Source organism: Actinopolymorpha rutila, from assembly GCF_013407855.1.
Lineage (GTDB): Bacteria > Actinomycetota > Actinomycetes > Propionibacteriales > Actinopolymorphaceae > Actinopolymorpha > Actinopolymorpha rutila.
Map to the genome: position 1 here is coordinate 5,127,571 of NZ_JACBZH010000001.1, position 25,765 is coordinate 5,153,335.

Annotated in this window: 28 protein-coding genes and 1 pseudogene; 14 read left to right on the forward strand and 15 right to left on the reverse strand. The window is 70.4% G+C overall.

The genetic code is table 11. From position 1 onward, the window contains the following. Positions 1-27: 27 nt before the first annotated feature. On the reverse strand, positions 28-927 hold the full coding sequence (locus tag F4554_RS22875) for a VOC family protein (protein WP_202890146.1): 900 nt from the start codon (positions 925-927) through the stop codon (positions 28-30). Positions 928-932: 5 nt separating this feature from the next. After that, complete coding sequence (locus tag F4554_RS22880) at positions 933-1,253, reverse strand: ArsR/SmtB family transcription factor (RefSeq protein ID WP_337796167.1); 321 nt, start codon at positions 1,251-1,253, stop codon at positions 933-935. Between the two features lie 70 nt (positions 1,254-1,323). Between F4554_RS22880 and F4554_RS22885 the strand changes: the two genes are divergently transcribed. From F4554_RS22885 to F4554_RS32520, 4 genes are all read left to right on the forward strand, one after another. After that, a complete protein-coding gene (locus tag F4554_RS22885; protein ID WP_179789459.1) occupies positions 1,324-1,752 on the forward strand; it encodes a VOC family protein in 429 nt (142 codons plus the stop codon). A gap of 37 nt (positions 1,753-1,789) precedes the next feature. Further along, the gene (locus F4554_RS22890) at positions 1,790-2,548 is read left to right on the forward strand and encodes an MOSC domain-containing protein (protein ID WP_202889425.1); all 759 of its coding nucleotides are present in this window, start codon (positions 1,790-1,792) and stop codon (positions 2,546-2,548) included. A gap of 113 nt (positions 2,549-2,661) precedes the next feature. Continuing rightward, positions 2,662-3,417 carry a GAF and ANTAR domain-containing protein gene (locus tag F4554_RS22895; RefSeq protein WP_179789460.1) on the forward strand — a complete coding sequence of 252 codons (756 nt, stop codon included), beginning with the start codon at positions 2,662-2,664 and terminating at the stop codon, positions 3,415-3,417. Positions 3,418-3,500: 83 nt separating this feature from the next. Beyond that, positions 3,501-4,106 (forward strand): anti-sigma factor antagonist, encoded by a 606-nt coding sequence (locus F4554_RS32520; protein WP_238341384.1) that lies wholly within the window; start codon positions 3,501-3,503, stop codon positions 4,104-4,106. Between the two features lie 56 nt (positions 4,107-4,162). On the opposite strand, the pseudogene F4554_RS22900 reads toward F4554_RS32520, so the two are convergent. From F4554_RS22900 to F4554_RS22915, 4 genes and pseudogenes are all read right to left on the reverse strand, one after another. After that, a pseudogene (locus F4554_RS22900) lies at positions 4,163-4,915 on the reverse strand (cytochrome c oxidase assembly protein); the annotation flags it as partial. After that, complete coding sequence (locus F4554_RS22905) at positions 4,912-5,433, reverse strand: DUF2243 domain-containing protein (protein ID WP_337796168.1); 522 nt, start codon at positions 5,431-5,433, stop codon at positions 4,912-4,914. The gene F4554_RS22905 and the pseudogene F4554_RS22900, both read right to left, overlap by 4 nt. A gap of 99 nt (positions 5,434-5,532) precedes the next feature. After that, positions 5,533-7,395 carry a 4-alpha-glucanotransferase gene (malQ, locus tag F4554_RS22910; protein WP_179789462.1) on the reverse strand — a complete coding sequence of 621 codons (1,863 nt, stop codon included), beginning with the start codon at positions 7,393-7,395 and terminating at the stop codon, positions 5,533-5,535. A 179-nt stretch (positions 7,396-7,574) separates the two neighbouring features. After that, positions 7,575-7,778, reverse strand: coding sequence for a cold-shock protein (locus F4554_RS22915; protein WP_092653593.1), 204 nt, complete (start codon positions 7,776-7,778; stop codon positions 7,575-7,577). 282 nt (positions 7,779-8,060) lie between these two features. Here F4554_RS22915 and F4554_RS22920 point away from each other — a divergent pair, with 282 nt between their 5' ends. Continuing rightward, positions 8,061-8,630 (forward strand): DnaJ family domain-containing protein, encoded by a 570-nt coding sequence (locus F4554_RS22920; protein WP_179789463.1) that lies wholly within the window; start codon positions 8,061-8,063, stop codon positions 8,628-8,630. A 61-nt stretch (positions 8,631-8,691) separates the two neighbouring features. Here the strand turns inward: F4554_RS22920 and F4554_RS22925 are convergent, their stop codons facing one another. Then, positions 8,692-9,330 (reverse strand): LysE family transporter, encoded by a 639-nt coding sequence (locus F4554_RS22925; protein ID WP_179789464.1) that lies wholly within the window; start codon positions 9,328-9,330, stop codon positions 8,692-8,694. Positions 9,331-9,371: 41 nt separating this feature from the next. After that, positions 9,372-9,689 carry a nucleoside/nucleotide kinase family protein gene (locus F4554_RS31615; RefSeq protein ID WP_202889426.1) on the reverse strand — a complete coding sequence of 106 codons (318 nt, stop codon included), beginning with the start codon at positions 9,687-9,689 and terminating at the stop codon, positions 9,372-9,374. Between the two features lie 71 nt (positions 9,690-9,760). Here F4554_RS31615 and F4554_RS22935 point away from each other — a divergent pair, with 71 nt between their 5' ends. From F4554_RS22935 to F4554_RS22955, 5 genes are all read left to right on the forward strand, one after another. Beyond that, the gene (locus F4554_RS22935; RefSeq protein WP_179789465.1) at positions 9,761-10,726 is read left to right on the forward strand and encodes a hypothetical protein; all 966 of its coding nucleotides are present in this window, start codon (positions 9,761-9,763) and stop codon (positions 10,724-10,726) included. Positions 10,727-10,770: 44 nt separating this feature from the next. After that, complete coding sequence (locus F4554_RS22940) at positions 10,771-11,202, forward strand: VOC family protein (RefSeq protein ID WP_179789466.1); 432 nt, start codon at positions 10,771-10,773, stop codon at positions 11,200-11,202. Positions 11,203-11,332: 130 nt separating this feature from the next. Beyond that, positions 11,333-12,646 carry an ABC transporter substrate-binding protein gene (locus F4554_RS22945; RefSeq protein ID WP_179789467.1) on the forward strand — a complete coding sequence of 438 codons (1,314 nt, stop codon included), beginning with the start codon at positions 11,333-11,335 and terminating at the stop codon, positions 12,644-12,646. A gap of 7 nt (positions 12,647-12,653) precedes the next feature. Further along, entirely contained in the window at positions 12,654-13,586 is a 933-nt protein-coding gene (locus F4554_RS22950; protein ID WP_337796169.1) for a carbohydrate ABC transporter permease, read from the forward strand. Further along, entirely contained in the window at positions 13,583-14,503 is a 921-nt protein-coding gene (locus F4554_RS22955; RefSeq protein ID WP_179789468.1) for a carbohydrate ABC transporter permease, read from the forward strand. Before F4554_RS22950 ends, F4554_RS22955 begins: the two co-directional genes overlap by 4 nt. A gap of 10 nt (positions 14,504-14,513) precedes the next feature. Here the strand turns inward: F4554_RS22955 and F4554_RS22960 are convergent, their stop codons facing one another. Beyond that, positions 14,514-15,218 (reverse strand): FadR/GntR family transcriptional regulator, encoded by a 705-nt coding sequence (locus F4554_RS22960; protein ID WP_179789469.1) that lies wholly within the window; start codon positions 15,216-15,218, stop codon positions 14,514-14,516. A 78-nt stretch (positions 15,219-15,296) separates the two neighbouring features. Further along, positions 15,297-15,653, reverse strand: a complete 357-nt coding sequence (locus F4554_RS22965) for a hypothetical protein (protein ID WP_179789470.1) — start codon at positions 15,651-15,653, stop codon at positions 15,297-15,299. Positions 15,654-15,737: 84 nt separating this feature from the next. On the opposite strand from F4554_RS22965, the gene F4554_RS22970 reads away from it, so the two are divergent. Further along, a complete protein-coding gene (locus F4554_RS22970) occupies positions 15,738-16,382 on the forward strand; it encodes a GNAT family N-acetyltransferase (protein ID WP_179789471.1) in 645 nt (214 codons plus the stop codon). Here F4554_RS22970 and F4554_RS22975 read toward each other — a convergent pair. Then, positions 16,348-17,226, reverse strand: a complete 879-nt coding sequence (locus tag F4554_RS22975) for a phytanoyl-CoA dioxygenase family protein (protein WP_179789472.1) — start codon at positions 17,224-17,226, stop codon at positions 16,348-16,350. The genes F4554_RS22970 and F4554_RS22975 overlap by 35 nt on opposite strands. A 30-nt stretch (positions 17,227-17,256) precedes the next feature. Next, positions 17,257-20,034 (reverse strand): Tc toxin subunit A-related protein, encoded by a 2,778-nt coding sequence (locus tag F4554_RS22980; protein ID WP_179789473.1) that lies wholly within the window; start codon positions 20,032-20,034, stop codon positions 17,257-17,259. A 189-nt stretch (positions 20,035-20,223) separates the two neighbouring features. On the opposite strand from F4554_RS22980, the gene F4554_RS22985 reads away from it, so the two are divergent. The 3 genes from F4554_RS22985 to F4554_RS22995 all read left to right on the forward strand — a co-directional run bounded on the left by F4554_RS22985 (position 20,224) and on the right by F4554_RS22995 (position 22,989). Next, the gene (locus F4554_RS22985) at positions 20,224-21,105 is read left to right on the forward strand and encodes a hypothetical protein (RefSeq protein WP_179789474.1); all 882 of its coding nucleotides are present in this window, start codon (positions 20,224-20,226) and stop codon (positions 21,103-21,105) included. Positions 21,106-21,219: 114 nt separating this feature from the next. Continuing rightward, positions 21,220-21,885: a MerR family transcriptional regulator gene (locus F4554_RS22990; RefSeq protein ID WP_179789475.1), complete on the forward strand. Its 666-nt coding sequence runs from the start codon at positions 21,220-21,222 to the stop codon at positions 21,883-21,885. Positions 21,886-21,912: 27 nt separating this feature from the next. Further along, positions 21,913-22,989: a hypothetical protein gene (locus F4554_RS22995; RefSeq protein WP_179789476.1), complete on the forward strand. Its 1,077-nt coding sequence runs from the start codon at positions 21,913-21,915 to the stop codon at positions 22,987-22,989. On the opposite strand, the gene F4554_RS23000 is transcribed toward F4554_RS22995, so the two are convergent. The 3 genes from F4554_RS23000 to F4554_RS23010 are packed head-to-tail and all read right to left on the reverse strand — an operon-like array spanning position 22,956 to position 25,593. Continuing rightward, on the reverse strand, positions 22,956-23,765 hold the full coding sequence (locus F4554_RS23000; RefSeq protein ID WP_179789477.1) for an SDR family NAD(P)-dependent oxidoreductase: 810 nt from the start codon (positions 23,763-23,765) through the stop codon (positions 22,956-22,958). The genes F4554_RS22995 and F4554_RS23000 overlap by 34 nt on opposite strands. Continuing rightward, positions 23,762-24,829, reverse strand: a complete 1,068-nt coding sequence (locus F4554_RS23005; RefSeq protein ID WP_337796170.1) for a sugar phosphate isomerase/epimerase family protein — start codon at positions 24,827-24,829, stop codon at positions 23,762-23,764. Before F4554_RS23005 ends, F4554_RS23000 begins: the two co-directional genes overlap by 4 nt. Beyond that, the gene (locus F4554_RS23010; RefSeq protein ID WP_179789478.1) at positions 24,826-25,593 is read right to left on the reverse strand and encodes an SDR family NAD(P)-dependent oxidoreductase; all 768 of its coding nucleotides are present in this window, start codon (positions 25,591-25,593) and stop codon (positions 24,826-24,828) included. Before F4554_RS23010 ends, F4554_RS23005 begins: the two co-directional genes overlap by 4 nt. Between the last annotated feature and the right edge of the window lie 172 nt (positions 25,594-25,765).

Below are 25,765 nucleotides of genomic sequence, written 5' to 3' on the forward strand. Positions count from 1 at the left end.
CCCGCGTCGCCCACGGCGGGGTGCCGGTCAGCGCATGGTCGGCCGGGCCTGCACGAAGACCCACTGGTGTCCTTCGAGGTCCTCGGCGACGTAGCTACGGACCGCGTGGGATCCGATCCCGGTGACGATCCGCGCACCGTGGTCCCTGGCGTGGGCGAAGTGCGCGTCGAGGTCGTCCACGTGCACCCACGGAACGTGCGTACGCCGCGGTTCCCGAGCGCCACTGTCCACGGCGCCACTGTCCACAGCGCCGCCGCCCACAGCGCCGCCATCCACACCGTCACCGGCACCGCTCCGGCCGACCGTACTCTCCTGCCGGAAGAGCATCACCAGGCTGTCGCCCACGTGGAGATCGATCCAGCCCGGGCGTTCGCCCTCCTCAGGTGCGCGGTCGACGTCCCAGGAGCCCAGCCCGAACACCTCGTGCAGCCAGCGCGCCGCCGCCACCGGATCCTCGTAGTAGAGCGCCAGCCCCAACCGGCCGATCTCGCGTGGCGTACGCGGGGCGGTGTCGCGGCGGCGGCTCCACGCCAGGTAGGTGCGGAGCATGTTGGCCCACCCGAACCCGACCGTCGCCGGGTCGCCGCCGGGACGGAGGTACTGCGAGACCCGGACCCGGGTGCCACCCGTCGCCGTCGGCTCGAACAGCACGTCGGTCTCGGTGTCCTGGACGCTGCCCCGCAGGACCAGCCGGGCGCCTGGCTCCCAGACCGTGATCCGCTGGGTCTCCAGGACGTCTCCGGTGGACTCGTCGTAGATCTCCAGCACGCGGCCGCCGACTCCGGGCTCCATCCGCAGCTCGGCGAGGCGGGAACTGTCGAAGTGGTTGATCGGCCCGCGTACCCACCACAGGTCGATCTCCTCGGTGAAGACGGCGAACGCGGTGAACCGGTCGACGTCGACCTCGACGAAGGCCTGGGCTGACATACGGCTCACGAGCGGCTCCGGCGTTCGACGTGACGGCGGAACGAGCCGAGTTGCTCGGTCCAGTGGGCCTGCACCTGGTCCAGCCAGGCCGACACCGCGGCGAGCTGGTCGGCGCGCAGCGAGAAGATCCGGGCCCGCGCGTCGTCGGGTGGCCGCTCGTCGGTCACCAGGCCGGCCCGCAGCAGGACGCGCAGGTGCCGGCTCATCACCGGTGCGGACGTGCCGAGCTCGCGGGCCAGGTCGCCGGCGCGGTACGGCCGCGCGCCGAGCAGCTCGACGACGCGGCGGCGGGTCGGGTCGGCCAGGGCGCCGAAGGCCTCGTCCACCCGAGATTCCGTATTCTTCACCACACCGAAATAGTTGCACTTCTCGCTAACAATTGGCAAGCTGCCCGGCATGACCGAGACGAAGCTCCCCACCATGGTTCCGATGCTCGCCTACGAGAACGCGAGCGCGGCGATCGAGTTCCTCACCACCGCGTTCGGCTTCACCGAGCGCTTCCGGTTCACCGACGACGACGGCCGCATCACCCATGCCGAACTCGCTCACGGCGACGGCGTCGTGATGCTCGTCGACTTCGGCAACGGGTACGAAAGCCCCGCCACGCACGTGCGGACCTGCGAGGCCGCCAGGGGCTGGATGGACACCCCGTACATCGTCAACGGCGTGTTCGTCCAGGTCGGCGACGTACGCGCGCACTTCGACCAGGCCAAGGCCGGCGGCGCCACGATGCTGTCGGAAGTGGAGGACACCGGCCACGGGACCCTCTACCGGGCCGCCGACCCGGAGGGCCACCGCTGGATGTTCAGCCAGCCCGGCGAGTAGGCAACCGATCCCGTTCGCGAACCGCTACGGTCGCGGCGTGGAGGTGATCGGCCCGCAGGAGATCGGCCCGCAAGAGATCGGCCCGCAAGAGATCGGCGTCGTCGAACGCGTCTGGCGGTACCCGATCAAGTCGGTCGGCGGTGAACTGCTGCGCCAGGCGGACGTCGACGCACGCGGGGTGGTCGGCGACCGCCGGCTCGCCGTCCGCGACGGACGCGGGAAGCTGGGGTCGGGCAAGAGCACCCGGCGATTCACCAGGATGGACGGCCTGCTTCGGCTGGGTTCGCGGCTGCCTCCCGGCACCGACGAACCCGTCCTGCTCGACGTGGACGGCAACCCCACGCCGGACGCGAACCGCTTCCTGCGCACCTACCTGAACCGGGACGACGTCGAACTGGCCCGCGAGGGCGAGATCTCCCACTTCGACGAGTTGCCGGTCAGCGTCCTCACCACGGCGACGCTGGACTGGATCCGGGCTGCCGTACCCGACGTCCCCGTGGACGAGCGCCGCTTCCGGCCCAACCTCCTGGTCCGGACCCCTCCGGGCTGCCCGCCGTTCGTCGAGGACGACTGGCTGGGCCGCTCGGCCGGAATCGGCAGCGCGCGGCTCACGTTCGTACGTTCGAGCGAACGCTGCGTCATGGTCAACCTGGCCCAGCGCGGACTCCCGCACTCCTCCGACGTGCTCCGCGCGATCGCGGCCACGCACGACAACTGCCTGGGCGTACTCGCCACGGTCGCCTCGGCCGGTTCGATCACCGTCGGTGACCCTCTTGTGCTGACGAGCCACGGATAACGCCGCGGCGCCCGGCCCGTCCCACGGTCTGCCGCGGCGTTCCGCAAGTTCGCGGTGGTTCCCGTACGGTGGACGCTCGCCATCGCCCGGCAGCCGTGAGGAGGCGAACGCCGATGACCCAGAGCCCGCAGGAGAGCACGCCCAGAGTCGACCTGAGCGGCCTGTTGGGGGCGCTCCAGTCCCTGCTGCTCGCCGGTCCGCGACTGGAGGAGTTCCTCACGAAGGTGGCCACGCTGGCCTGTGAGGTCACCGACCCGCCCGCATCGTGCGGCATCACGGTGCGTCAGGACGGCGAGCCGATCACGATCGCCAGCAGCGACGACCGGGCGTCTGTGGTCGACGAGAAGCAGTACGGCTTCGGCGAGGGCCCGTGCATCCACACGCTGGACACCGGCCACATCATCGAGGTGAAGGACCAGGCCGCCGACACGACCTGGCCGAAGTACAATGCCGCGGCGGCCGAACTCGGCGTCTGCTGTTCCCTGAGCCTGCCGCTGAGAGTGGGCGACGAGGTTCTCGGCGCCCTCAACTTCTACGTCTTCGACCACCCGAACGCGTTCGACGGCGATCAGCGTGCGCGGGCGGAGACGTTCGCCGCGCAGGCGTCGACGGCGCTGGCGCTCACCGTACGTCACACCGAGCAGGCCGACCTGACGTCGCAACTGGAGCAGGCACTGGTCTCCCGTACCTACATCGACCAGGCCGTCGGCATCGTGATGGGGCAGCAACGTTGCGACGCCGACCAGGCGTTCGACATCCTCCGCAGGCACTCGCAGAACAACAACCGGCGGCTGCGCAACGTGGCCACCGACCTCATCACCCGGGTCAGTGGAAAGCCTGCCGTCCCTCCCCGGCCTTTCGAACGCTGAGTACGGCGCTACAGTGGCAGGCGGTTGGGAAAACAGCCGGTGGCCGAAAGGCCGCATCCGTGCTCCCCTGCGAAGGACCGGCGATGACCAAGCCGACCCCAACCACCCTCCCCTGCGACGCTCCGGACATCGTTCCGGACGGTCCTACTGACAGCTTCCCGGGCAACCTCCCTGAAAACGTTCCCGCGGCCGGAACGCTCGTTCCCGCCGTCGACGTCTCCTGGGCCGCCGAGACGGGGCGCCACCTCGTCGTCACCCTGACCGGTGACATCGACGTGGCCACCGCCTCACAGGTCCGCTCGGATCTGCTGCCGCTCGTGAACCACAGCGTGCCGACCGTGGTCCTCGACCTGAGCGCGGTGTCGTTCCTCGACTCCACCGGCCTGGGCACGCTGCTCGCCGTCCAGCGTCGCGCCGACGCACTCGACGTCACGCTGCGCCTGGCCGCACCGCCGCGAGGGCCGCGCCGGGCACTGCACATCACCGGCCTGGATCGGGTGTTCGACGTCTACCCCACCCTGGACGAAGCGCTGTGCTCCGGCCGGGCCGCCGATGGATCGGGCGGGCGCTCCTGCGGCGCGACGGCCGCGACGGCCGCGACCGAGCCGACCGAGCCGACCGAGCCGACCGAGCCGACCGAGCCGACCGAGCCGACCGAGCCGACCAGGACCGAACCCGCCGGCGCCTGAGCGGCCGCCCGCCGCCGCTCCGCCCGCAACCGGCGGCCACCTCGGGCGTACCACCCGGCGAGCAGCGCCACCGCCAGCAGCACCTCCACCGCGTCGCCGCCGTAGAACATCACCTGCGCACCGAGCCGCACCTGCTCGGCGCCACCGGCAGCACTGGGCAACGTCTCGGCATACATCAGTTTGGCGAGTACGTCGTGACTGCCGGCGGCGAGCAGCAGCACCACCGCGGCGGTATGCGTGGAGGGCCGGCGGAGCATCGGGTCACGACCCGCGACGTACCAGGCCAGCAGGCATCCGGCCAGCACCATGTGGACGTCGACCAGCAGCCCGAGGGCGGGCTCCCTACCGGCCGCGGCGAACAGCGGGGTGAGGTAGTACGCGTACATCCCGCCGACCTCGAGCACGAGCACGACCGGTGCCCGGGTGAGGACCCGCACGACCCGGCTGTGCAGGACGGCGAGCAGCAACCGCCGGGCGTCTCCGGTGAGTGTCCGCAGGGCGAGAGTCACCGGGGCCGACAGCGCCAGCAACAGCGGCGCGAGCATGGCGAGGACCAGGTGCCGCACCACGTGCACCGGGAACGGTGCCCCCGGCGGCATCAGCGGGGTCAGCGTCAGCACCGGGGTCAGGGTGGCCAGCAGGCCCACCAGCCCCGCCGCGGCCGCTGCCGTACGCCGCCACGGCCATCGAACGTCGCGCCCCCGCAACTGGCGGACGGCCCGACCGTACGACACGGCACCGGCAACCACCGGAACCAGCGCCAGCCACGTCCCGCTCATCGCGTGCCCGGTCATCGCGTGCCCGGTCATCGACCGGCAATGGCGCGCGGAGCCCCGCGAAGCAGGACCAGCCCGACGAGGATGCCCAGGACTCCGGTGAGATTCCAGACCAGGTCGTACGGCAGGATCTCGACGCCGTACCGGATCTGGTGCAGGCCGAGCACCTTGTGCTGGAACAGCCCGTCGTACACCTGGAAGCCGCCCCAGCCGAGCAGCCCGCCGGCCCACACCCGTTTCGGCACCGTCGCCTGCCGCCGGTGCAGGTCGGCGTACATGAAGAGACCACCGACGATCGCCAGCCACCCGGCAGCGTTGAAGTAGCCGTCGGAGACCAGTCCGGCCGCCGGGGTGGAGCGGTCGTAGAAGTGGTGCCAGTGCAGCAGTTGGTGGAAGAGCGTCTCGTCGACGAACGCCGCGACGCCCATCCCGATCAGCACACCGGCGAGGATCGAGCGGCCGGTGCCGTCGTAGGGCGGACGGGAGTACGGGATGCCGCCGCCTTCGACCCGGTCACGCGGCCCGCTGTCGCGGGGCTGGGTTCCCGACACGGTGAGCTCCTGTCGACGCAGCGGGCGGGCCAACGTGTCATGCGCCTACCCGGCACGAGCTCGGGTAAGCACGGGCGCTCCGCCCCGGGGTCGGTCAGCTCACCGTGGAGCGTTCGGCTCCTGAGTGCCGGGAGTAGCCGCGGCGTCTCCGACACCGGCGGAGAGGATCTCGGCGATGCGGTCCCCGGTCGGGTGCGACTCGAGGTCCTCCAGGGTGGCCGGCAGGGCCAGCGACCAGTTGTCGCGGTCCTCGTCGGCGCCCGGCATGTTGGGGCGTTCGGGCTCCACCACCGCGTCGTCCAGGGTCGCGGTGAGCAGCGTGGCGGGCGCTCGGGCGAGCAGTTCGTACGCGGCCACCACGGCGGCATCGGAGTCGGCGTGGTCGTCCAGCCCGCCGGTCTTCGCCAGCCGGTGGCGGATCGCCGCCGTGCTCTCCTCGTTCGGCTGCTGGCCGAGGCGCCGCTGGGTGTCCAGGTCGCTGCCGTCCCACAGTCCCGCCACCGTGGGCAGGTCGTGGGTGGTGACCGCGGCCATCGACTTCGCCGGCCAGGTCGTCGGGTCGTCCTCCTCGAACCACAGCAGGCGGTACGACAGGATGTCGCGCTCGGCCAGTTCCTCGCGCACACCCTCCTCGACCGTTCCGAGGTCCTCACCGACCACGGCGGCACCGGCGCGGGTGCTCTCCAGCGCCACCAGCGAGAGCAGGTCGCGGGTCGGGTAGCGGACGTAGGCGCCGCCGGCCGGACCGCTGTCGTCCGGGATCCACCACAGCCGGAACAGCCCCATCACATGGTCGACCCGCAGGCCACCACCGGCCGACATGCTGGACCGGATCGTGTCGATGAACGGCTGGTAGCCGGCCGCCCGCAGCCGCCACGGGATGAACGGCGGCAGGCCCCAGTCCTGCCCGAGCTGGTTGAACTCGTCCGGCGGGGCGCCGACCGACGCGTCCAGCGCCACGAGGTCCTGCCACTCCCAGGCGTCGAAGCCGTGCGGGTCGAAGCCGATCGGCAGGTCCTGCATCACCGCGAGGTCGCGTCCGGCCGCGGCGAGCTGGCCCTCCACCAGCCACTGCAGCCAGGCGTGGAAGCGCACCCGGTCGGCGTTCTTCTCCTCCGCCTCGGTGACCGCGGGCCCCTGCGGACGAGCCAGCTCGGCCGGCCACTCCTGCCAGTCGGCGCCGTGCTGCTCGACCAGCACCGACCAGGTGGCGAACTGCCGCAGCGAGGCCGGCTGGTCGGCGTACCAGCGATCGAACTCGGTACTCCCGCCGCCGGCGCTCCAGATGGCCTCCAGCGCGGACTGCTTGAGCTCCCACACGGTGTCCCGGTCGATGGTGCGGCGGTCGTTCAGCGCGCGGCCGGCGGTGGCGGCGCGGCGTACGTCGTCGGCCGCGAGCTCGGCACCGGGGACGTCCTCGACGCGGAGGTAGAGAGGGTTGCGGAACCTGCGGCTGGCAGGGAAGTACGGACTCGGCTGCTGCGGCAGAGAGGGCGCGACCGCGCCGATCGGGTTGACGAGGAGGAAGCCCGCGCCGCGCTGCCGGGACCAGCGGGCCAGCTGGCCCAGGTCGGCGAGGTCACCCATCCCCCAGCTCTGCGCCGACCGGGTGGCGTACAGCTGGGTTGCCCATCCCCACGCCCGCCAGCCTTCCGGCAGGTGGCAGCGGCCGGGGGTGACGATCAGCCGGCGTTCGCTCCCGGAACGGTCGACGAACGTGTGGTAGCCGAGGGGAAGATCGGCCGGCGTCGTGGTCTTCACCGGGACGGTCCTGCCGTCCTCCAGCACGACCTCGCCCGGCCCGGTGTGAGTCTGTTCACCTTCGCCGACGATCAGCGGTCCGGCGTCGTCGGTAGGCGTGCCGATGATCTCCCGCAGGCGCTCGACCACCTCCGGAGGGACCTGCTGCTCCTTGTCCGTCGCGTCGACGTACCGGCTCTCGATCCCCCATGCGTCGGGCATCGCCACCTCCAAGATCGGCAGGACTCAGCGGTCATCATCTCGCAGCCGGGCCGACCCGCAACGGACCGGGAGGCGGCAGGAATCGGGCGGCAGGAATCGGGCAAGGAAAAAGCCCGCACCACGTGGGTGCGGGCTTTGTCCTCTAACGGTCAACGCTCGGAAAGGCGCTGAACTCCGGCTCAGACCGGACGGATGTTCTCCGCCTGCGGGCCCTTCTGGCCCTGCGTGACGTCGAACTCCACCTTCTGGCCCTCGAACAGCTCACGGTAACCCGTGGACTGGATGTTCGAGTAGTGAGCGAAGACGTCGGCGCCGCCGCCGTCCTGCTCGATGAAGCCGAAGCCCTTTTCCGAGTTGAACCACTTGACCGTGCCAGTCGCCATGCTTGCTCCTTCAGGGATGCGTTGCCGAACCCGCACCGTGTGTGCAGGTCGGAGTCGCCGCTACGAGTGCCCCTCCGGAGTAAGTCCGGAAAACAAAGCGCCCGGCGGTCGCAACCGACGAGCGCGTAAACGTTCATGGGTACCACAACTGCAACTCAAGCCATGAGACTAGCACGCCGGTGATCCGCTCGCCGCACACCCTCGCATCGGGTTTCAAGATCGTGTCCCTCGCCCCGTACGGGTGGTGGCGGACTGCCGCCCGGCCGCAGGACAATTGGCCCCATGACCAAGCGCAAGCCGCCGGGGATCGGCTTCGAGTCGTGGGTCGACCAGCAGATCCGTGAGGCGACAGAACGTGGCGAGTTCGACAATCTGCCCGGCGCGGGCAAACCGCTGACCGACCTGGACAAGCCCTACGACGAGGTCTGGGTGATGCGGCACCTGCACAAGGAGGGCCACTCGAGCGAGGACCTGCTGCCGCTCCCCCTGCAGCTTCGCAGGGAGGTCGAACGGCTGCCCGAGACGGTCCGGAAGCTGCGTACGGAGCGTGAGGTACGCGACGCCGTGGCCGACCTCAACCTCCGGATCGTCGCCTGGCTGCGGGCACCACTCGGGCCACCCATCCCGGTGCGGCCGGCCAACGCCGACCAGGTGGTCGAACGCTGGCGGGCCGAACGCGCCGAGCGCCTGGCCAAGGGAGAGGAACCCCCTCCCTCCGCCGGGACCAGCCCCGACCCGACCGGGCAGGCGCCGGCGAAGGCGCGCCGGCGGAGGTCCATGGGCGGCGGGCGTTCGCCGGACGACCGGCCGACCTGGTGGCGCCGGGCGCTCCGCCGCGGCCGCTCCACCTGAGAGGGGTTGCCGGCTGAGAGGGGTTGCCGGCTGAGAGGGGTCGGTTGCTGAGCGGGTCGATTCAGTCCTTGCGGCCGGACACCGCGACCGACAGCCCCAGCCCCACCATCGACAGGCCGCCGACACCACCGACGAGTTCCAGACGCCGGTGCGAGCGGCCGAACCACGACCGGACCGCGCTCGCCGCGACCGCCCAGGCGCTGTCGGACAGCATCGCGATGGCGAACGACACCAGGCTCAGCACCAGCATCTGGGCCGGGACCGCGCCCGCCTGCCGGTCGACGAACTGCGGCAGCACGGCGGCGAAGATGACGAACGCCTTGGGATTCGCCACGCCGACGAGGAAGCCCTCGCGGGCCGCCCGCCAGCCGCTTCGCGCGGGCTCGACCGCGGCGAACGCCTCGGCCAGCGAACGCCGGTGGCGGAACGCCTGGATCCCCAGCCAGACGAGGTACGCAGCGCCGGCGTACTTCAGCACCGCGAAGATCGTCTCGGACCGCTGCACCAGCGCACCGACACCCAGCGCGACGCACGCGGCCACGACGTAGATCCCGACGGCGTTGCCGAGGACCGACGCCAGTGCGGTCCGGCGGCCGTAGGCCAGGGCCCGGCCGATCACGAACAACACACTCGGGCCGGGGATCACGATCAACACGAACGACGCCAACCCGAAGGTGAGCAGCTGAGTCGAGGAGACCACGATCGGACACTAACACCGGCGAGGACGGCGGAGACTCGGCTTCAGTCCGGCCAGTGCCGCACCGCGGGACGCAGCGGATCAGCCAGGTCGAGTACGACGTCGGCCCGGTCCAGTGGCCGTGCCTGCACGCGGTACAACTCCTGGCCGGGCAGGTAGCGCGCGACGTACCGCTCGCGTACCGCCTCCCGCGAGCCGAACAGCGCGGCGGTTCGGTACCACCCGTCGCCGCCCGGGCCGTCCACAGCGACCCGCAGTGGGTGGGGCGGCTCGCGGTCGGCGAGCAACCCGGCCAACCGGTCGAGCACCTCCGCCCGCTCACCGGCCCATGCCGGAAGTGTCTCGCTCTCGCCGTGCCCCACCACGGCAGCCTGGAACCATCCGGTGATTTCGGGGTGATCGTCGCGGTGGTCGGTGTTGGTACGGTGCGCCGGTGGCTGGTCGATGGCAGCGAACGCCGAACGAGGCCGGCGCCCGCGAGGTTGCCGGTGCCCTCTACGACGACGTGAAGGACGTGGAGTGGATCCCGTCCGACGACGCCGACGTCTTCCGGGTGACGTTCACGTCCGGACGGCGGGCGCGTGTGCTGAAGCTCGCGATCTCCGGGAACCCCGCTGTGTGGCGTGAGGTGGGAGCGTTCCCGGCCATACGGTCCCTGGGCGTTCGGGAGGTGCTGGAGTTCGAGCACACCACCGAGGACCTGCCCGGCCTGGGGTACGAGTTCCACGTCACCGCCGAGCTGACACCTCCGTCGCTGGCCGATCAGGCGATGGCGCGGATGTGGGCGGACGACCGACCGCGCGCGGTGGAACTGGCGCACTGGTTCGGGGACTGCACGCGACGCGTCGAGAGTCTCGACCGGCGTCGTGTGCCGCGGGCCAACAGTCCGGAACGCACGATCGAGCTGGCGACGCGGTGGTGGAGACCCCATTACGACAAGCTGGTCACCCGGCCGGACTGTCCACAGTGGGTACGCGAGTTCGTCGATCAGGTCTGGGAGCACATCAGGCGGCCGCCCACGTCGTTCGGAGGGTGGGGTGGCGAACTGCTCCGCGCCCCGGACGGGACGTTCCTTCTGATCGACTGGCCCAGTCTCGGCGCCGCGCCGCCCTGCTCCCAGGCGGCCACCGCGTTGGAGGTGCTCCTGAGGTTCGGAGCGGCCGACCCGGCGCCGCTCGTGGAGGCGTTCATGGACGGCTGGGCGCCTGGTGGCCTCGACGACCTCCGCCTGCAGGACCTACGGCTTTCGTGGGTACACAGCATCCTCGGCTGGGCCGGAATGAGTCTCACCTTCGACGACCCCGACGCCGACCTCGGACCGGCGTACGCTGCGGCCCAGCATGATCTCGGGGAAGACGACCCGACCGCATGGCTGCGTCGAGCAGCCGGAAACCCGTAGGCGACGCCGCCCACCCGCGCGTCCCGCGCCGAAAGGACCAGACGATGAGCACCGAGGACGCGGAGACCGCCGGTTCGGCGCAGGTGCGCACGACCATCGCGCCGTGGCTGGCCGTACGCGACGGGCAGGCGGCGGTGGACTTCTACAGGGCCGCGTTCGGTGCGGTCGAGGTCTACCGGCTCGACGACGAGGACGGCCGTCCTGTGGTCGCACAGCTCGAGGTGGACGGCGCGGCGTTCTGGGTCCAGGACGACCCCGAGAACAGCCCCACGGCGACCATGCCGCACGGGTCCGGCGGGCCGGTGCGGATGATCCTCACCGTCGCCGACCCGGACCGGCTCTTCGGTCAGGCGGTCGCCGCCGGCGCGACCACGATCGCCGAGGTGCACGAGGACCACGGCTGGCGGGTGGGCCGGGTCGCCGACCCGTCCGGCCACCACTGGGAGATCAGCCGCCAGACCGGCTCCGACGCCTGACCTGGCGCTCCCGCTTCCACATCAGGACGCTCTGCAGTGCGCCGTTTACAGGAGGATGAAATATGACTTAATGTGTGCTCGCCATAGGCGATCACACGGTTGGCGATCACACGGATCGGTAGGCACCCCCATGCCCTCTGCCCAGAAGCTGCGTTCGGTCGCGGTCGCTCTCGCCTGCACGGTGGCAACTATCCCGATGGTCGCCGCCTGCGGTTCGTCCGGCTCCGAGAAGCCGTCCGCCGGACCGGTGACGCTGACCATGAGCGCGTGGGGCGGCGACGTGGACAAGAAGGTCTACGAGCAGCGGCTCGCCCTGGCACACAAGAAGTACCCCAACATCACCGTGAAGCTGCAGATGGCGCCGGGTGGTGAGGACTACTCGCAGAAGATCTCCACCGCCATCGCCGGCGGCAAGGGCCCGGACATCCTCGAACTCGCCGAACAGACGTCGGCGTTCGCGAGCAAGCACCAGATCCTTCCGCTGGACGACAAGGTGATGGCGAGCAAGCTGGACCTGACGAGGATGTTCGGACCGACGGTGCCGAAGATCTTCCAGTACGACGGTCAGCAGTACGCCATCCCGGATCGTTCCGGCGCGATGGTGCTCTACTACAACAAGAAGTTGTTCGACCAGGCCGGTGTCGGCTATCCCTCCGCCGACTGGTCCTGGGACGACCTGCTGGCCGCCTCGCGCAAGCTCACCGTCCGCGACAACGGCAAGGTGAAGCAGTGGGGCTTCGCCACCATCTCCTGGTGGCCGTACTGGATGACGTTCATGTACCAGAACGGCGGCCGGATCCTCGACGACAAGGGCGCCCCGGTGGTCGACACGCCCCAGAACGTCGCGGCCATGAAGTGGTACAACGACCTTGCCTGGAAGGAGAAGGTCTCACCCACGCCACGAGACTTCGCCAACTACGGCCAGGGCGTGGGGCCCGACCAGCTGTTCGCGCAAGGCAAGCTTGCCATGGAGATCACCGGGTTCTGGAACATCTCCGCGGCCAACAGTGTCAAGGGTCTCGACTGGGACATCTCCCCGCTCTGGCACGGCACTAAGCCCGCGACCAGTGCCTTCTTCAACGGGCTCGCGGTCTCGCGTAGCTCCAAGCACGCGGCCGACGCGTGGAAGGTGATCGAGTTCATGGCCGGTGAAGAGGGGCAGCGGCCGATCATCGACAACGCCGAGGACGCGCCGGCCAACGTCCTCGTCCAGCGCAGCGACGCGTTCCTCAAGCCGAAGTGGGCCAAGCGGGACGTCAACATGAACGCGTTCGCCGACTCCGCCGACGCGATCTTCGTTCCGCCGCTGACACCCCACTGGAACGAGATGCTCAAGGTCTTCACCGACAACATCGAGCTGATGATGAACAACAAGGTCACGCCGGAGAAGGCGCTGGCCACGATCCAGCAGCGGCTCGGGCCGGTCATGAAGCAGGGCGGCTGAGCTCTCGGTGGGGCACTCGACAAACGCAGACACCACCCTCCGCCCGCGGTGGACGCAACGCCACCGCGAGGCACTGTGGTTCTACCTGATGGTCTCGCCCTGGCTGGTCGGGTTCGTCGTGTTCCTCGCCGGGCCGCTGCTCGCCTCCGCCTACCTGAGCCTGACCGATTACGACCTGTTGACCCCGCCACACTGGGTGGGCCTGGCCAACTACGTGCGGATGTTCACCCAGGATCCTTTGTTCTGGAAGGTCCTGCGCAACACCGCGTACTACACGTTCGTCGCCGTCCCGCTGTCCACGGTGGTCTCGGTTGCGCTCGCGGCCCTGCTGAACAAGCCGGTTCCGGGGATGCGGGTCTACCGGACGATCGTCTACCTGCCGGCCCTGGTGCCACTGGTGGCGAGTGCGATGTTGTTCGGCTGGGTGCTCGCTCCGGACGCCGGACTGGTCAACCGCGCGCTCGGGCTGGTCGGCGTACACGGGCCGGCGTGGCTGCTGGAGGAGGCGTGGGTCATCCCCGCGCTGGTGCTGATGTCCCTGTGGGGCGTGGGCACCGGCGTCGTCCTGCTGCTGGCGACGATGCAGGGCATCCCGGCCGAACTCCTGGAGGCCGCGACCATCGACGGGGCCGACCCGCGCCAGCGGTTCTTCCGCATCGTGCTGCCGATGTTGTCGCCGGTGATCCTGTTCAACGTCGTGATGGGCCTGATCGGTGCGTTCCAGGTGTTCAGCCAGGTCTACATCCTCACCGGCGGCGGACCGAACAACGCCAGCGAGACGCTCGTGCCGTACATCTTCGAGGAGGGCTTCAAGAACTACCGGATGGGGTACGCCTCGGCCCTGTCCTGGTTGCTGTTCGCGGTCATCATGGTCTGCACGGCGGTGGTGTTCCGGTCGTCCTCGCGCTGGGTCTTCTACGAGTCGGAGGTACGCCGATGACCGCGCCGCCACTGGTGGAGACCGCCCTCCCCGAGGACGCGAGCCGGGGACGGCGGAGCAGGCCGGTCGGCAGTCACGGCCGGCGCGAGGCGGCGGTGTCGTACGGCGTCCTGACCGTCGTGTCGGCGGTGCTGTCCGCGCCGTTCGTGTTCATGGTGTCGATCGCGCTGTCCTCCGACGTGACCGTGCAGAAGGCGGCGTTCACCCTGCTGCCGCGGGAGTTCCACCTCGACAACTTCGTGCGGGTGCTGGGCTCCGACGCCGACATGGCCCGGTGGATTCTCAACAGTCTGGTCATCGTGACGTTCGCCTGCCTGGGGCAGATGTTCGTCAGCGCGATGGTGGCCTACGCGTTCGCCCGGCTGCGGGCACCCGGGCGCTCGGCGCTGTTCGTGGTGCTGCTGTCCACGATGATGGTGCCGATGGAGGTGACGATCATCCCGCAGTTCGTGTTGTTCCGCGGGCTGGGTTGGATCGACACCCTGCTGCCGCTGATCGTGCCGAACCTCTTCGGCGGCGCGTACAACATCTTCCTGATGCGGCAGTTCATCACCCGCATCCCGCGCGAACTCGACGAGGCCGCGCAGGTCGACGGCCTCGGCCACTTCGGCATCTTCGCCCGGATCGTGCTGCCGCTGATGCGGCCGGTGATCGTGGCGGTCGGGGTGTTCAGCTTCTCCGCTTCGTGGGGTTCGTTCTTCGGCCCGCTGATCTACCTCAACACCGAGAGCAAGTACCCGTTGGCACTCGGCGTGCAGTTCCTGTCCGGCACGTCCACCAACGCGCAGACGCCGCCGTACAACCTGGTGATGGTCGGTGCGCTCTTCCTCACCCTGCCGATGGTGGCGGTCTACTTCTTCAGCCAGAAACACATCTACGAGGTCAACCTCGGGGCGGGCAGCGCGGGAATCCGCTGAGAAGCGGGTCTCACCGGCGGGTACGCCGAAGGTGGGAGAGGTCGTCCACGGCCCGGGTGAGCAGGGCGCGCATCTCCCGCTCCGCGCGCGCCGGGCTCCCCCGCCGGACCGCGGCCAGCACGGACCGGTGCACCGGCACGGAGTCCTCCGCGGCGCCGGACCCGTGCATGTGCCGGTCGCGGACCGACAGGCCGACCTCGATCACCACCTCCATGCGTTCCAGGAGTTCGTTGTGGGCCGCCGCCAGCAGCGCGCGGTGGAAGGCGAGGTCGGCCCTGGTCATCGCGTCCGGATCCTCACCGGCGGCCACCATCGCGTCCAGCGCCGCGTCCATGGCAGCCAGGTCCTCGTCGGTGCGGCGTTCGGCGGCGAGGCGCGCACCGGCGGGTTCGACGATGCCGCGGATCTCCTGCAGGTTGGAGAAGAACGCGACGTCGGAGCGGCCGGCGAACTGCCAGCGCAGGATGTCGGCGTCGAGGAGGTTCCAGTCCGCGCGCGGCCGGACGTAGGTGCCCCGCTTCTGCCGGGCGGTGACCAGGCCCTTGGCGCCCAGCACCCGGAACGCCTCGCGGACGACGGTGCGGCTGATGCCGAGCTCGGACTCCAGGGCGACACCGTCGATGGTCGCGCCCTCGGCGAGCTCGCCGGTGAGGATCCGGCGGCCGATCACCTCGACGGTGTGCCCGTGGATGCCGCGTCCGTCGTACTCCGCCATGCCCACATCCCTGGATTCAGCACACCGATCCCGGCCGAATATACCCGCCGCACGCAACTTCTCCGCCCCGTCGCGACCTCACTCCGGTGGGTACTGACCGGACGGTGGCGGCTGCTCGGTCGGTGGCTGCCACAGCAACGCGCCCACCACCAGCCAGCCCACCAGGCTGAGTCCGGCAAGGCCCCAGAGGAGCAGGCCGAGGTCGGGCCTGAGGGCGAAGGCGATCAGTCCGAGGCCCGCGAACCCCGCGCAGGCGTACTTCAGCCCGTCCACGTACGGGTTGCCGTCCAGCCGCTCCTGACCGTCACCGGCGTCGAGACCGTGTTCGCGTTCGCGCCGCGCCCGCCAGCGCCGGGCCGCCGCGCCTCCCTCGTGCAGTGCGTCACTGGGCTCGGTCGGCTCGCTGGGCTCGCTGGGCTCGGTCGGTTCGGGCATGGCGCTCCTCGGCGTCAGGTGGGGACCGAAGCGTATGCGGAAAACAGGATGCCGTGCCGGTCGTACGGCGGCCAGACTTGGTGCATGCTCGCCGACCACTTCCCCCTGGTGGGACTGCGCCTGACGACGCCCCGGCTCGAGCTCCGGCTGCCCACGCCGGAGGAGCTCGCCGACCTGGCCGACGTGGCAGCGGCCGGCATCCACGACCCGGCCGTGATGCCGTTCCTGGTGCCCTGGACCGACCGGCCGCTGGCCGACGTCGCCCGCAGCGTCATCCTCCATCACTGGCTTCGGCTCGGCGGCTGGACGCCGCAGGCCTGGTCGCTCAATCTCACGGTCTTCCGCGAAGGTCAGGTCGTGGGGCTGCAGACGATCGGCGCGTCCGACCTCGCCGTGACGAGGACGGTCAGCACCGGCTCCTGGCTGGGCCGCACTCATCAGGGCAAGGGCATCGGCACCGAGATGCGCGCGGCCGTGCTCGACCTGGCGTTCACCGGGCTCGGCGCGGAGGAGGCCGTGTCAGGGGCGTTCGACCACAACGTGACGTCCTACGGAGTGTCCCGCAAGCTGGGCTACGTCGACGACGGGACCAAGCGGCACGCGGTAGGCGGCAAGCTCGCCGTCGAGCGCAGGCTGAGGTTGACACGCGCCGACTGGGAACGGCACCGGAAGATCCCGGTCACGATCGAGGGCCTCACCCCATGCCTGCCGCTGCTCGGGGCGAGCTGACCTCGGCATCGGCAGCGGCAGGGGCGGCGGCAGCATCACCCAGTGCCATCCGCAGCTGCCGCTGCCGGGCCGGGTCCTGGCTCCGCGGATACAGTCCCTGGTAGGCGTAGCGGGCCGCACCGGTCGGATAGGTGTCCGGCCCGGCCCAGATGCCGATGACGTTGCGCCGCGGCGCGGTCGACGTGTTGGCCCCGCCACCGTGCAGCAGGTTGACGTGGAAGATCACCGCCGAGCCGGCCGGGCAGGCGACCGTCCGGCGTTCGAGGTCGGCCGGCAGGTCCTCCTCCCGGATGTCCTGGTCGCCCACCGCGACGTTCTCGTCGGCCAGCAGGTGGCTGCCGGGCAGGACGACCGTGGCGCCGTTGTCCTCGGTCATGTCGTCCAGGCACAGCATCGCGGTGAGCAGGTTGGGCGTGGAGTGGTAGAGGTAGGGAAGGTCACGGTGCCAGACGAAGGCACCGCTGGCGCCGGGCGCCTTGTTGACGCACTTGTAGTTGTGGAAGTGGAACTCCGTGCTGGCGAACAACGCCTGCAGGACGTCCAGCAGGGGCTGGTAGCGGATGAGTTCGGCGAACACCGGCTCGAACTCCGGTAGCTCCATCACCAGCCGCACGGCCCGACCGAGCCGGGTAAAGTCCCGGTCCTCGGCACCGTCGGACCGGGCGTACTCGCGTTCCAGCTGCACGTGGGCGCGCAGGTGCGCCGGCAGGCTGTCGGGGTCGTCGACGATCCGGGCCACACCCGCCCGCAACGCTGTCAACGTCTCCTTGTCAAGACAGTCCTCGACGACGAGGTAACCGTCGCGCGCGTAGTCGGCCCGCCAGCGTTCGGGTTCACTTCTCATCGCGCGGGTTCCCTTCCCCTCGTCGGACGCTCAGGTGGCGTATTCGTAGTTCAGCAGCAACAGCACGTCGTCGACGTCACCCGCATGCACACCGGCCGGCAGGTCCACGACGCGCCCGGTCCATGATCCGGTCACCGGCTTGCCGTGCGCCATGGCCTCCAGCGCGGCGAGACCGGAACCGGCCGGTGTTCCGGACGCGGTGGCCACCACACCGACGTCGTTCGTCTCCACCTGGACCGGCGCGGCCCCCTCGTAGGAGATCTCCAGCCTCGCCTTGCCCGGCAACGCCGCCAGCCCCTTCGCGGAGACCAGGAAGCCGACGTTGACGACGGTGCGCTCCAGAACGGACGCCTCGAACAGGTCCGGCCCCACCTTCCACCCGAACGTTCCGGTCAAGTCCGGTGGTGTCCCGCGGGCCTCACCCAGCTTGCGGGCCGACAGCGCCGCCGTCTCCTTGCGACCGGTGTAGCGCTTCTTCTCCAGCACCCGCTTGAGGTTCTCGTCGAACATCGCTTCGTACTGGAACGACACCCGCACGTCGGTGACCAGGGACAGGTCGAACGGCTGGTCGGGCAGCAGTTCGATCGCCCAACTGCTCTCCAGGCCGACGTTCTCGAAGAAGTTGCGTTCGCGGGCCTGGAGCTGTCGCATCCGCTCCTGGTGGAGGTACGACGAGAAGGGCGGGAACGCCATCGTGTCGACGTGCCGCTGACGCTGGAACCTCTTGTAGCACAGGCGTACCAGATCGGGATCGGGCTCGGCGAACACCTGAACGCCGTCCACCAGGCGCTTGTTTCCCGAGTCGACGAAGCGGACCCAGGAGACGCCGTCGTTGGAGAGATACCCGCGGGCGGGGACGGGTTCTCCGTCGACGAAGACCTCGATGCCGACCTCCTTGATCCGCTGCTGGTATGTGCCGGGGAACCACCGGTCGAACTCCGCGAGCTTGGTGGTGAACCTCGTCCTGCCGGTCGCACGCAGGGCGACCAGGCTCATCGGGTAGTGGCGGGCGAGGGAGACGGTGTGGCTGAGCTGCATCGCCTTCTGCGTACGGCCGGTGAGCTCGATGTGGTCGAAACCGCCGAGGTCGTGCAGCAGGCTCTCCGCCGAGGTGTAGCCCTTCCGGGCGTCGTCGTAGTACGCGTCCTTCACGACGTGCACGTCCGCGTCCCGCTCGAAGTTGAACGCGTCCTCGGCGAGCTTGGCCACCGACTGGGCGCGGGTGAGCAGCGACTGGCGGATCGCGTTGTACTGGGACTGGATCGCGTCCAGCGTCTTCGCGTCGAGCAGCCGCGCCGCGTTGCTCGCGTACACCGCGCAGAGCTGGTCCGACAAGGCGCTGATGCTTGCGACGAGGGCGTCTCTGGTGGTCAGCGCGTGGGAGAGTTCCGCCCTGGTCTGGGTGATCCCCTGCCGGATCGCGTTCAGGGTGGTCTTGTACTCCGTGGTGATCTCGCCGACGTTGTCGCAGTTGATCGTGTTGAGGCCCGCGAGCACCAGCGAGTCACCCACGAAGACGTCGAGGGGTATCGCGAGCGTCAGGAAGAAGCCGAGCTCCAGCGGGGTCAGCGGAGCCGCGACGATGCTCGTCGCCACCACGATCGCCGCGGCGAAGAGGAAGCACAGCGACGCGGTCAGCCAGCACCACCAGTCGCAGTCGCACTGGTCCTCCACCGCGTCCAGCGCCACGACCACCTGGTCGACCGCCTTCTCCGCCTGAGCGAGCGCGGTGAGCCCCTGGGTCAGGTCGGCGATCCGCTGGTTGACGGCGAGGAGTTCGGCCTCCTGCTCGGCCAGCGGACGGCGTACGGCGTCGACCACCTGCGCGAAGTCGTCCAGCTCGAACTGGATCGGCAGCATCCGCGACTCGATCTGCCGAACCCGGTCGGCGATCCGCTCGGCCTGGTCGCGCAGGTGCTCGTAGCGGAACAACGGGACCGAGGCCGGCGACTGGCCGGTGGGTGTGAGCCGGGCGTCCAGCGCGAGCAGCCGGGCCTTCGCGGTGAACACGCCGGCGATCAGCGGCATCGCCACCGAGGCCCGCAACCGGCCGTCGGTGGCCTGCGGGCTGACGTCCACCGCGACCGCTCCGGTCGACGTGGCGCTGAACACGGTCGCGGGTACGGCCGACCCGAAGTCGACCAGCTCGCTCTCGGCCGGCAGCGGGTCGACGTACCCCGGATCCGGGTCGATCGGCGGCCGCTCGCCCAGCGTGGGTTCGAGGCGGAAGTCCGGTGAGATCCGCTGCCGCAGCGCGGCCACGTCGAGCAGGGTGAGCCTGGTGAGGTCGCTGTGGTCGGCACACCAGTTGCCGTAGTCGTCCTTGCTGATGGCCGCGGTCAGCCGGTCCACGAGCGCGGTCCGCCGGGCACCGAGCTCGTCGAAGACCTGGCCGGCCAGCTGGGCGGTCGCGCGTACGGTCGGGTCGGTCGTCTCCGGGCTGACCGCGCGTTCGTAGAAGATCCGCGCGTTGGCGGCGTCACCACGCAGGAAGTACCTGTCGGCGATGCCCACGTGCGCCCGGGCGAGCTTCTCGTGCCGCAGGAACTCGTAGTGCGCCGACAGCTTCCCGCCTGGCGGCAGTTCGGCGGCGGCGCGCAACGCGGTGCCGAGGTGGCCGCGGCCGATCAGGTCCTCGACCCTGGCCAGGACCGTCTCGACCTCGGTGCTCTTCGGAAGCTCGTGAGCCGGCGCCGCGTCCGGCGCAACGAGGTTGTCCCGGTCGGCGGACGGAAGCACTTCGCTGCCGAGCAGACCGGCCTGGACGAACTCACGGCGCGACGCCTGCCCGGGATCCTGCACCGACATGGCGGGTCTCCCTTCCCGCGAGCCGGCCGGCCTCGATCGCCGGGTCCCTCGGGCTCCGCGGTGCGCATCATTGTTCAACCCGTACCTGCGAACGACGCCCGAATGCGGAAATCCTCCCGCCCCATCCGCGGTGCGCTGTCGCCCGCGTCGTTTCCGCCCGCACGTTGCCGTACGCGTCATGATGTGGGGGTGGACCTCGACGAAGCGGCGCGGGAGCTGTACGGCCTGGCACCGGAGGACTTCACCTCGGCCCGCAACAAGCTGGCCGACCAGGCCAAGGCCGACGGTGACGCGGCCGCGGGCAAGGCGATCAGGGAGCTGAAGAAGCCCACCCTCGCCGCGTGGCTCGCCAACCAGCTCGTCCGCGCCGAAGCCGACCGCATCGACGACCTCGTCCAGCTCGGCGACGACCTGCGTGACGCGCACGCGTCCCGCGACGGCGACCGGATGCGCGAGCTCACCTCGCAGCGGATCTCGCTCGTCCGCGACCTCGGCCGGGCCGCCCGCGACCTCGCGAAGAAAACCGGCCACAAGGTCACCGACACCGTGGGCGACCGGCTCGCGGAGACTCTCGACGCCGCCTCGGTCGACACCGACGCCGCGCGGCTGCTGGGTACCGGCCGGCTGACCAGTGCGCTGCGGCACGTGGGGTTCGGCGTGGTCGACGAGTCCGGCGAGCCGGCCGAGGTGACCCCGATCAGCACCGCGCGGGAGCGCCGGGCGAACGGGAAGAAAGCCACGAAGAAGCAGGCCGGCAGACCTACCCAGGCCGACAAGCGTGCGGAGGAACGCCGGCGCAAGGAGGCCCGCGAGAAGCTCGACCGGGCCGAGGCGGAGCTGGCCGAGGCCGAGGAGGCGCGGGCGCAGGCCGAGGCCGAGCTGGACGCCAACGAGCACCACGTCGAGGACATGCGGACCGCGGTCGAACGCCTGACCGACGAACTGGAGAAGGCACAGGCCGAGCTGGAACGCGCCGAACACCGGACCGGCTCGCTGGAACGCGCCCTCACCAGGGCCGGCCGCGCCGCCACCTCCGCCCGCAGGCGACGCGACTCACTGGCGGAGGACTGACGCGGGGAACCGATCAGCCCGGGCCCCTGCCGAAGGGATCTCGGAAGAGTGATCCCGGAAAGTGATCTCGAAAAACTATGGGCAGCGGCACTATCGGATAGTTAAGCTATCCGTATGCGGATGGCAGAGCTGAGCCGAGTGAGCGGGGTCCCGGTCCCGACGATCAAGTACTACCTGCGCGAGGGCCTGCTCCCCGCCGGCCGGCTCACCCCGCCCAACCAGGCCAGCTACGACCGGTCCCACACCCGGCGGCTGACCCTGATCCGCGCACTGACCGACGTGGGCGGCATGTCCATCGCCACCGCTCGCGTCGTGCTGTCGGTGATCGACGATCCGGACAGGACGGTCCGCCAGAAGCTCGGCGCCACCATCAGTTCGCTCGGCGACATCCAGGCGGGCGGTGTGGCCGACGGGACCAACCGCGCCGACCGGGCCGACGAGGAGCACGTGCAGGCGACGAAAACGGTCGACGACCTGCTCGAACGCCGCGGCTGGCGCGTCGAGGAGGCCAGCCCGGCCCGGGCCGCTGCCGCCGACGTGCTCGCCCGGCTGGACCGGCTGGGCCAGCACCGGGCGATCGCGGCGCTCGACGGCTACGCCGAGGTGGCCGAGCTCGCCGCCACGACCGACCTCGACGTCGTCGCCGGGATCGAGGACGAGGACGAACTCGTCGAGACCGCGCTGGTCGGCACCGTCCTCGGCGACGCACTGATCGTCGCGTTACGCCGGCTCGCGCAGGAACACCTTTCCGGCAACCGCTACCGAACACCACCGCGCTGACCGCGCACCATCCGACCGGGGGGACTCATGACCTCTGTGCCCGAACCATCCGTGCCGACCTCGACCGCCCACCACCGTTCCGGGCGCCCCGAACGCCGCGACCGCCTCGCCGGGGTGACGTTCTCCCAGGCGTTCGGGTGGCACCGCCCGCTGATGACGCTCGCCGTCGCCATGGCGGCCGTCGCCGTCGTCGGAGTCGTCGGCCTGTTCGCCGACCACCGCGTACTCACCGGCATGCCCATCTGGGCCAAGCCGACGAAGTTCGCGGTCTCGATCCTGATCTACTCGGTCACCTGGGCGTGGCTGATCTCCCAGCTTCGAAACCTCCGCCGGACCGCGTGGTGGATGGGTACCGTCTCAGCCGTCGGCCTGATGGTGGAGATGGTGGTCATCGTCGGCCAGGTCCTCCGCGGTACGACGAGCCACTTCAACGAGACCACCCCGCTGAACGGCGCGCTCTGGCAGGCGATGGGCATCTCGATCGCGTTCGTGTGGGTGGCCACGCTGGTCGTCTGCGTGATCCTGTTCCGCAACCCCGGCCCGGACCGCGCCCGCACCCTCGCCGTTCGGGCCGGCGGACTCGTCGCACTGCTCGGCATGGGGCTCGGTTTCCTGATGGTGATTCCGACCGCACAACAGCTCGCGACGGACTCCTCGATCATGGGCGCGCACACCGTCGGGCTCGCCGACGGTGGCCCCGGGCTCCCGTTGCTGGGCTGGAGCACCGTCGGCGGCGACCTGCGGATTCCTCACTTCGTCGGCATGCACGCGCTGCAGTTGATCCCGTTGGCCGCGCTGCTGCTGGAGTTCCTGGCCCGTGGCCTGCCTGTGCTGCGGGTGCCCGCCGTTCGGCTGCGGCTGCTCGTGGTGGCGGTTTCGGCGTACGTCGCGGTGCTGGCGCTGCTCACCTGGCAGGCGCTTCGCGGGCAGTCGATCGTGCACCCGGACGCCCTGACCGGCACCGTGGCGGCCGTCGTCCTGGTCGGCGCGGTCGCCGGCGTCCTCGGGGCGCTGCGGGCCGGCCGTGGACGGGACCTCGGCGGCGACATCGGGGGTGACCCCGACGCCGGTCACCAGCAGACGATGGTCTCCCCCGTCAGGTGATCGGAGGCCGAACTCACCAGGAACAACACGATCGAGGCCATGTCGTCGGGCTGGGCGACCTGTTGCAGACGCGACCGGTCGCTCTGGTCCGCGACGTTCCGGGTGGCGAGGAACCGGCCGGTGTAGGTCGGTGCGGGCGAGATGCAGTTGACGTTGACGTCGTACGGGCGGAGCTCCTCGGCCAGGCAGCGGGTGTAGTGGGAGTTGGCCGCCTTGGCCGCGGCGTAGATGATGCCGTTGCGGGCGGGGATGTGCCCGGCGACCGAACCCACGTTGACGATCTTGCCGGTACGCCGTTCCCGCATGTGCCGGCCGGCGAACTTGCAGGTGTACATCGTGGTGAGCACGTTGCGTTCGACGACCGCGCGGATGTCGTCGGGGTCGATGTCGAGGGCGTCGTTGGGATCCGGGCGCGGGCCGGTGGCGCCGATGTCCCCGCCGGCGTTGTTCACCAGGATGTCCAGCCGGCCGAGCTCCTCGACGGTCCGCGCCACCAGCCGCTCGGCCGCGGCCGGGTCGGTCAGGTCCGCGGGGACGAACGCGGACTGCCGGCCGAGCGCGCGTACCTCCTCGGCGACCGCCTCACCGGACTCGGCCTCGCCGAACTCCGCTGCCGCCCGGTCGTCGACGTCGTGGACGACGACATCCGCACCGCGCCGGGCGAGGTGCAGGGCGTAGTGCCGGCCGAGGCCGCGGCTGGACCCCGTCACCAGCGCGGCCCGGCCGGCCAGGTCCTGGTTCTGGTACTGGTTCTGGTCTGCCTTTTCCGTCGTCATGCCCGCCCTCCGTGCCAGTCCTGCAGGGTGCGGACGTAGGCGATGCTCTGCAGCAGTTGGCGTTCCTCGTACGCGACGATCTCCTCCACCGACTCGCCTCGCTCGTACGGCGTACGCCAGTCGCCACCCGACGGCCGGGCGTTCGCCTGGACGACGCCCAGCGCCTGCGCGAGCTGCGCCGACGTCCGCGGCGGGTAGTCCGGCCAGAAGTCGGCCGCCAGGACGCGGATGTGACGGGCCTCCAGCGCACCCAGCTCGATCGCCATGCTCACTCCGGGCGCGTGCTCGGCGAGCATGCCGAGCAGGGCCGGGAAGTCGGTCAGCCCCTGGCCGAGCGGGCACCGGACGAGCCGGTAGCCCTCCTCGCTGAGCCACGTCCAGTAGTCCTTCAGGTGCACGTTCTTCACGTACGGCGCGACCCGGCGGAAGTAGTCGATCGGCTCCTCCGCGGTGGCCAGCGGGTTGCCGGTGTCGAGGTTGATCCCGAAGTGGGCCGAGCCGATCGACTCGCACAGGTCGAGGAGTTCCTCCGACGCGAGGTCCTGGTGGTTCTCCACGGCGAGGGTGACGCCGACCTGCTCGGCGAGTTCGGTGGCCGCTTGCAGCTTGGTGGCCACGTCGTCAAGGAACGCTTGCCAGCGGGCGGCGAGCGGGCGCCGGTCGCCGCCGATCTTCGCCCCGCCGATGACGGTACGCACGACCGGGGCGCCGACCCGTACGGCCAGCTCGAACACCCGGCCCAGCGCCTCCGGGTCGAAGCCGGCTGTGTCGACGGTGACGAACAGCCCGTGCTCGGCGGCGTACTTCCCCAGTGCCTCCGGACTGTCGGCCCGCTCGGAGCGGTCGGGTGTCTCGCCGGGCTCGCGGCGGGTGCTCGGTGCCTCGCCGGCCAGCATGGTCGCGGGCAGCTCCACTCCCGCCAGGCCGAACCGGACCGCCTGGTCCATCACGTCCCGCGCGGTGACCGGCGGGCGACCGGCCTTGGGATGCAGGCCCATGCTGTACGTCGTTCCGTAGACCGACAGGCCGACCCGAAGCGGCGCGGACGTACTCGCGGCGCTCACTGGGCGGTCCAGCCGCCGTCAACGACCAGCGTCGAACCGGTCATGAAACTCGACGCCGCCGAGGCCAGGAAGATCGCCGCGCCGGCGAGTTCCTCCGGGTTTCCCCAACGCCCCAACGGGATCCGGTCGACGAAGTACTTGTTGGTCTCGGGGTTCTCGATCACCGGGATGTTGAGGTCGGTGGCGAACGGCCCCGGGCACAACGCGTTCACGGTGATGCCGTGACCGGCCCACTCCAGCGCGAGCACCTTGGTCAGCTGCATGACCGCGGCCTTGCTGGAGCAGTAGGCCGTACGGTCGGGCAGCGCGGACACCCCGAGCATGGAGCCCACGTTGATCACCCGCCCGTACCCCTGCGCCTTCATGTGCGGCGAAACCGCCCTGGCGCACAGGTAGGGAGCCTTGAGGTTGGTGGCCTGCACGAGGTCCCAGCTCTCCTCGTCGAACTCCTCCACCGGCTTGCGGATGTTCACCCCCGCGTTGTTGACCAGAATGTCGAGGTGCCCGAACTCCGCCACCGTCGCGGCCACGGCGTTGTTCACGTCGGCCGCCCTGGTGACGTCGGCGCCGATGCCCAGCGTGCGCCGGCCGGTCTCCTGACCGATGTCGGCCGCCGCCTTCTCCGCCTGGGCCTGCTGCCGGCTGACGACGGCGACGTCCGCGCCGGCACCGGCCAGCGCCTTGGCCATCACCAGCCCCAGACCGCGGTTCCCGCCGGTGATCAGGGCGACCCGACCGCCGAGCTCGAACGACTCCAGACCCATGAACGCGAACCTTCCTCGTCGGTGACACGACCACCGCTCGGCCCCTTCATCGACGCTGATCAACACTCGTCGCGTCCAGTCCTCGCGTTGTCTCCTGCCGCGTCAACGTAGCGCTGACACCGGCCGCCGAGGGGCTCTCAGTCCGGGACCGGCAGGCCGGTTCCGACGCGGG

What these genes read in the sequence shown, in the direction of transcription:
- F4554_RS22955 (WP_179789468.1), top strand. Translation starts at nt 13,583, where the DNA reads ATGACCGCGCCGCCACTGGTGGAGACCGCCCTCCCCGAGGACGCGAGC.
- F4554_RS22920 (WP_179789463.1), top strand. Translation starts at nt 8,061, where the DNA reads ATGACCAAGCGCAAGCCGCCGGGGATCGGCTTCGAGTCGTGGGTCGAC.
- malQ (WP_179789462.1), bottom strand. Translation starts at nt 7,395, where the DNA reads ATGCCCGACGCATGGGGGATCGAGAGCCGGTACGTCGACGCGACGGAC.
- F4554_RS23000 (WP_179789477.1), bottom strand. Translation starts at nt 23,765, where the DNA reads ATGACGACGGAAAAGGCAGACCAGAACCAGTACCAGAACCAGGACCTG.
- F4554_RS32520 (WP_238341384.1), top strand. Translation starts at nt 3,501, where the DNA reads ATGACCAAGCCGACCCCAACCACCCTCCCCTGCGACGCTCCGGACATC.
- F4554_RS22965 (WP_179789470.1), bottom strand. Translation starts at nt 15,653, where the DNA reads ATGCCCGAACCGACCGAGCCCAGCGAGCCCAGCGAGCCGACCGAGCCC.
- F4554_RS22945 (WP_179789467.1), top strand. Translation starts at nt 11,333, where the DNA reads ATGCCCTCTGCCCAGAAGCTGCGTTCGGTCGCGGTCGCTCTCGCCTGC.
- F4554_RS22975 (WP_179789472.1), bottom strand. Translation starts at nt 17,226, where the DNA reads ATGAGAAGTGAACCCGAACGCTGGCGGGCCGACTACGCGCGCGACGGT.
- F4554_RS22915 (WP_092653593.1), bottom strand. Translation starts at nt 7,778, where the DNA reads ATGGCGACTGGCACGGTCAAGTGGTTCAACTCGGAAAAGGGCTTCGGC.
- F4554_RS22970 (WP_179789471.1), top strand. Translation starts at nt 15,738, where the DNA reads ATGCTCGCCGACCACTTCCCCCTGGTGGGACTGCGCCTGACGACGCCC.
- F4554_RS23010 (WP_179789478.1), bottom strand. Translation starts at nt 25,593, where the DNA reads ATGGGTCTGGAGTCGTTCGAGCTCGGCGGTCGGGTCGCCCTGATCACC.
- F4554_RS22995 (WP_179789476.1), top strand. Translation starts at nt 21,913, where the DNA reads ATGACCTCTGTGCCCGAACCATCCGTGCCGACCTCGACCGCCCACCAC.
- F4554_RS22895 (WP_179789460.1), top strand. Translation starts at nt 2,662, where the DNA reads ATGACCCAGAGCCCGCAGGAGAGCACGCCCAGAGTCGACCTGAGCGGC.
- F4554_RS22940 (WP_179789466.1), top strand. Translation starts at nt 10,771, where the DNA reads ATGAGCACCGAGGACGCGGAGACCGCCGGTTCGGCGCAGGTGCGCACG.
- F4554_RS22980 (WP_179789473.1), bottom strand. Translation starts at nt 20,034, where the DNA reads ATGTCGGTGCAGGATCCCGGGCAGGCGTCGCGCCGTGAGTTCGTCCAG.
- F4554_RS22875 (WP_202890146.1), bottom strand. Translation starts at nt 927, where the DNA reads ATGTCAGCCCAGGCCTTCGTCGAGGTCGACGTCGACCGGTTCACCGCG.
- F4554_RS22990 (WP_179789475.1), top strand. Translation starts at nt 21,220, where the DNA reads ATGCGGATGGCAGAGCTGAGCCGAGTGAGCGGGGTCCCGGTCCCGACG.
- F4554_RS22885 (WP_179789459.1), top strand. Translation starts at nt 1,324, where the DNA reads ATGACCGAGACGAAGCTCCCCACCATGGTTCCGATGCTCGCCTACGAG.
- F4554_RS22960 (WP_179789469.1), bottom strand. Translation starts at nt 15,218, where the DNA reads ATGGCGGAGTACGACGGACGCGGCATCCACGGGCACACCGTCGAGGTG.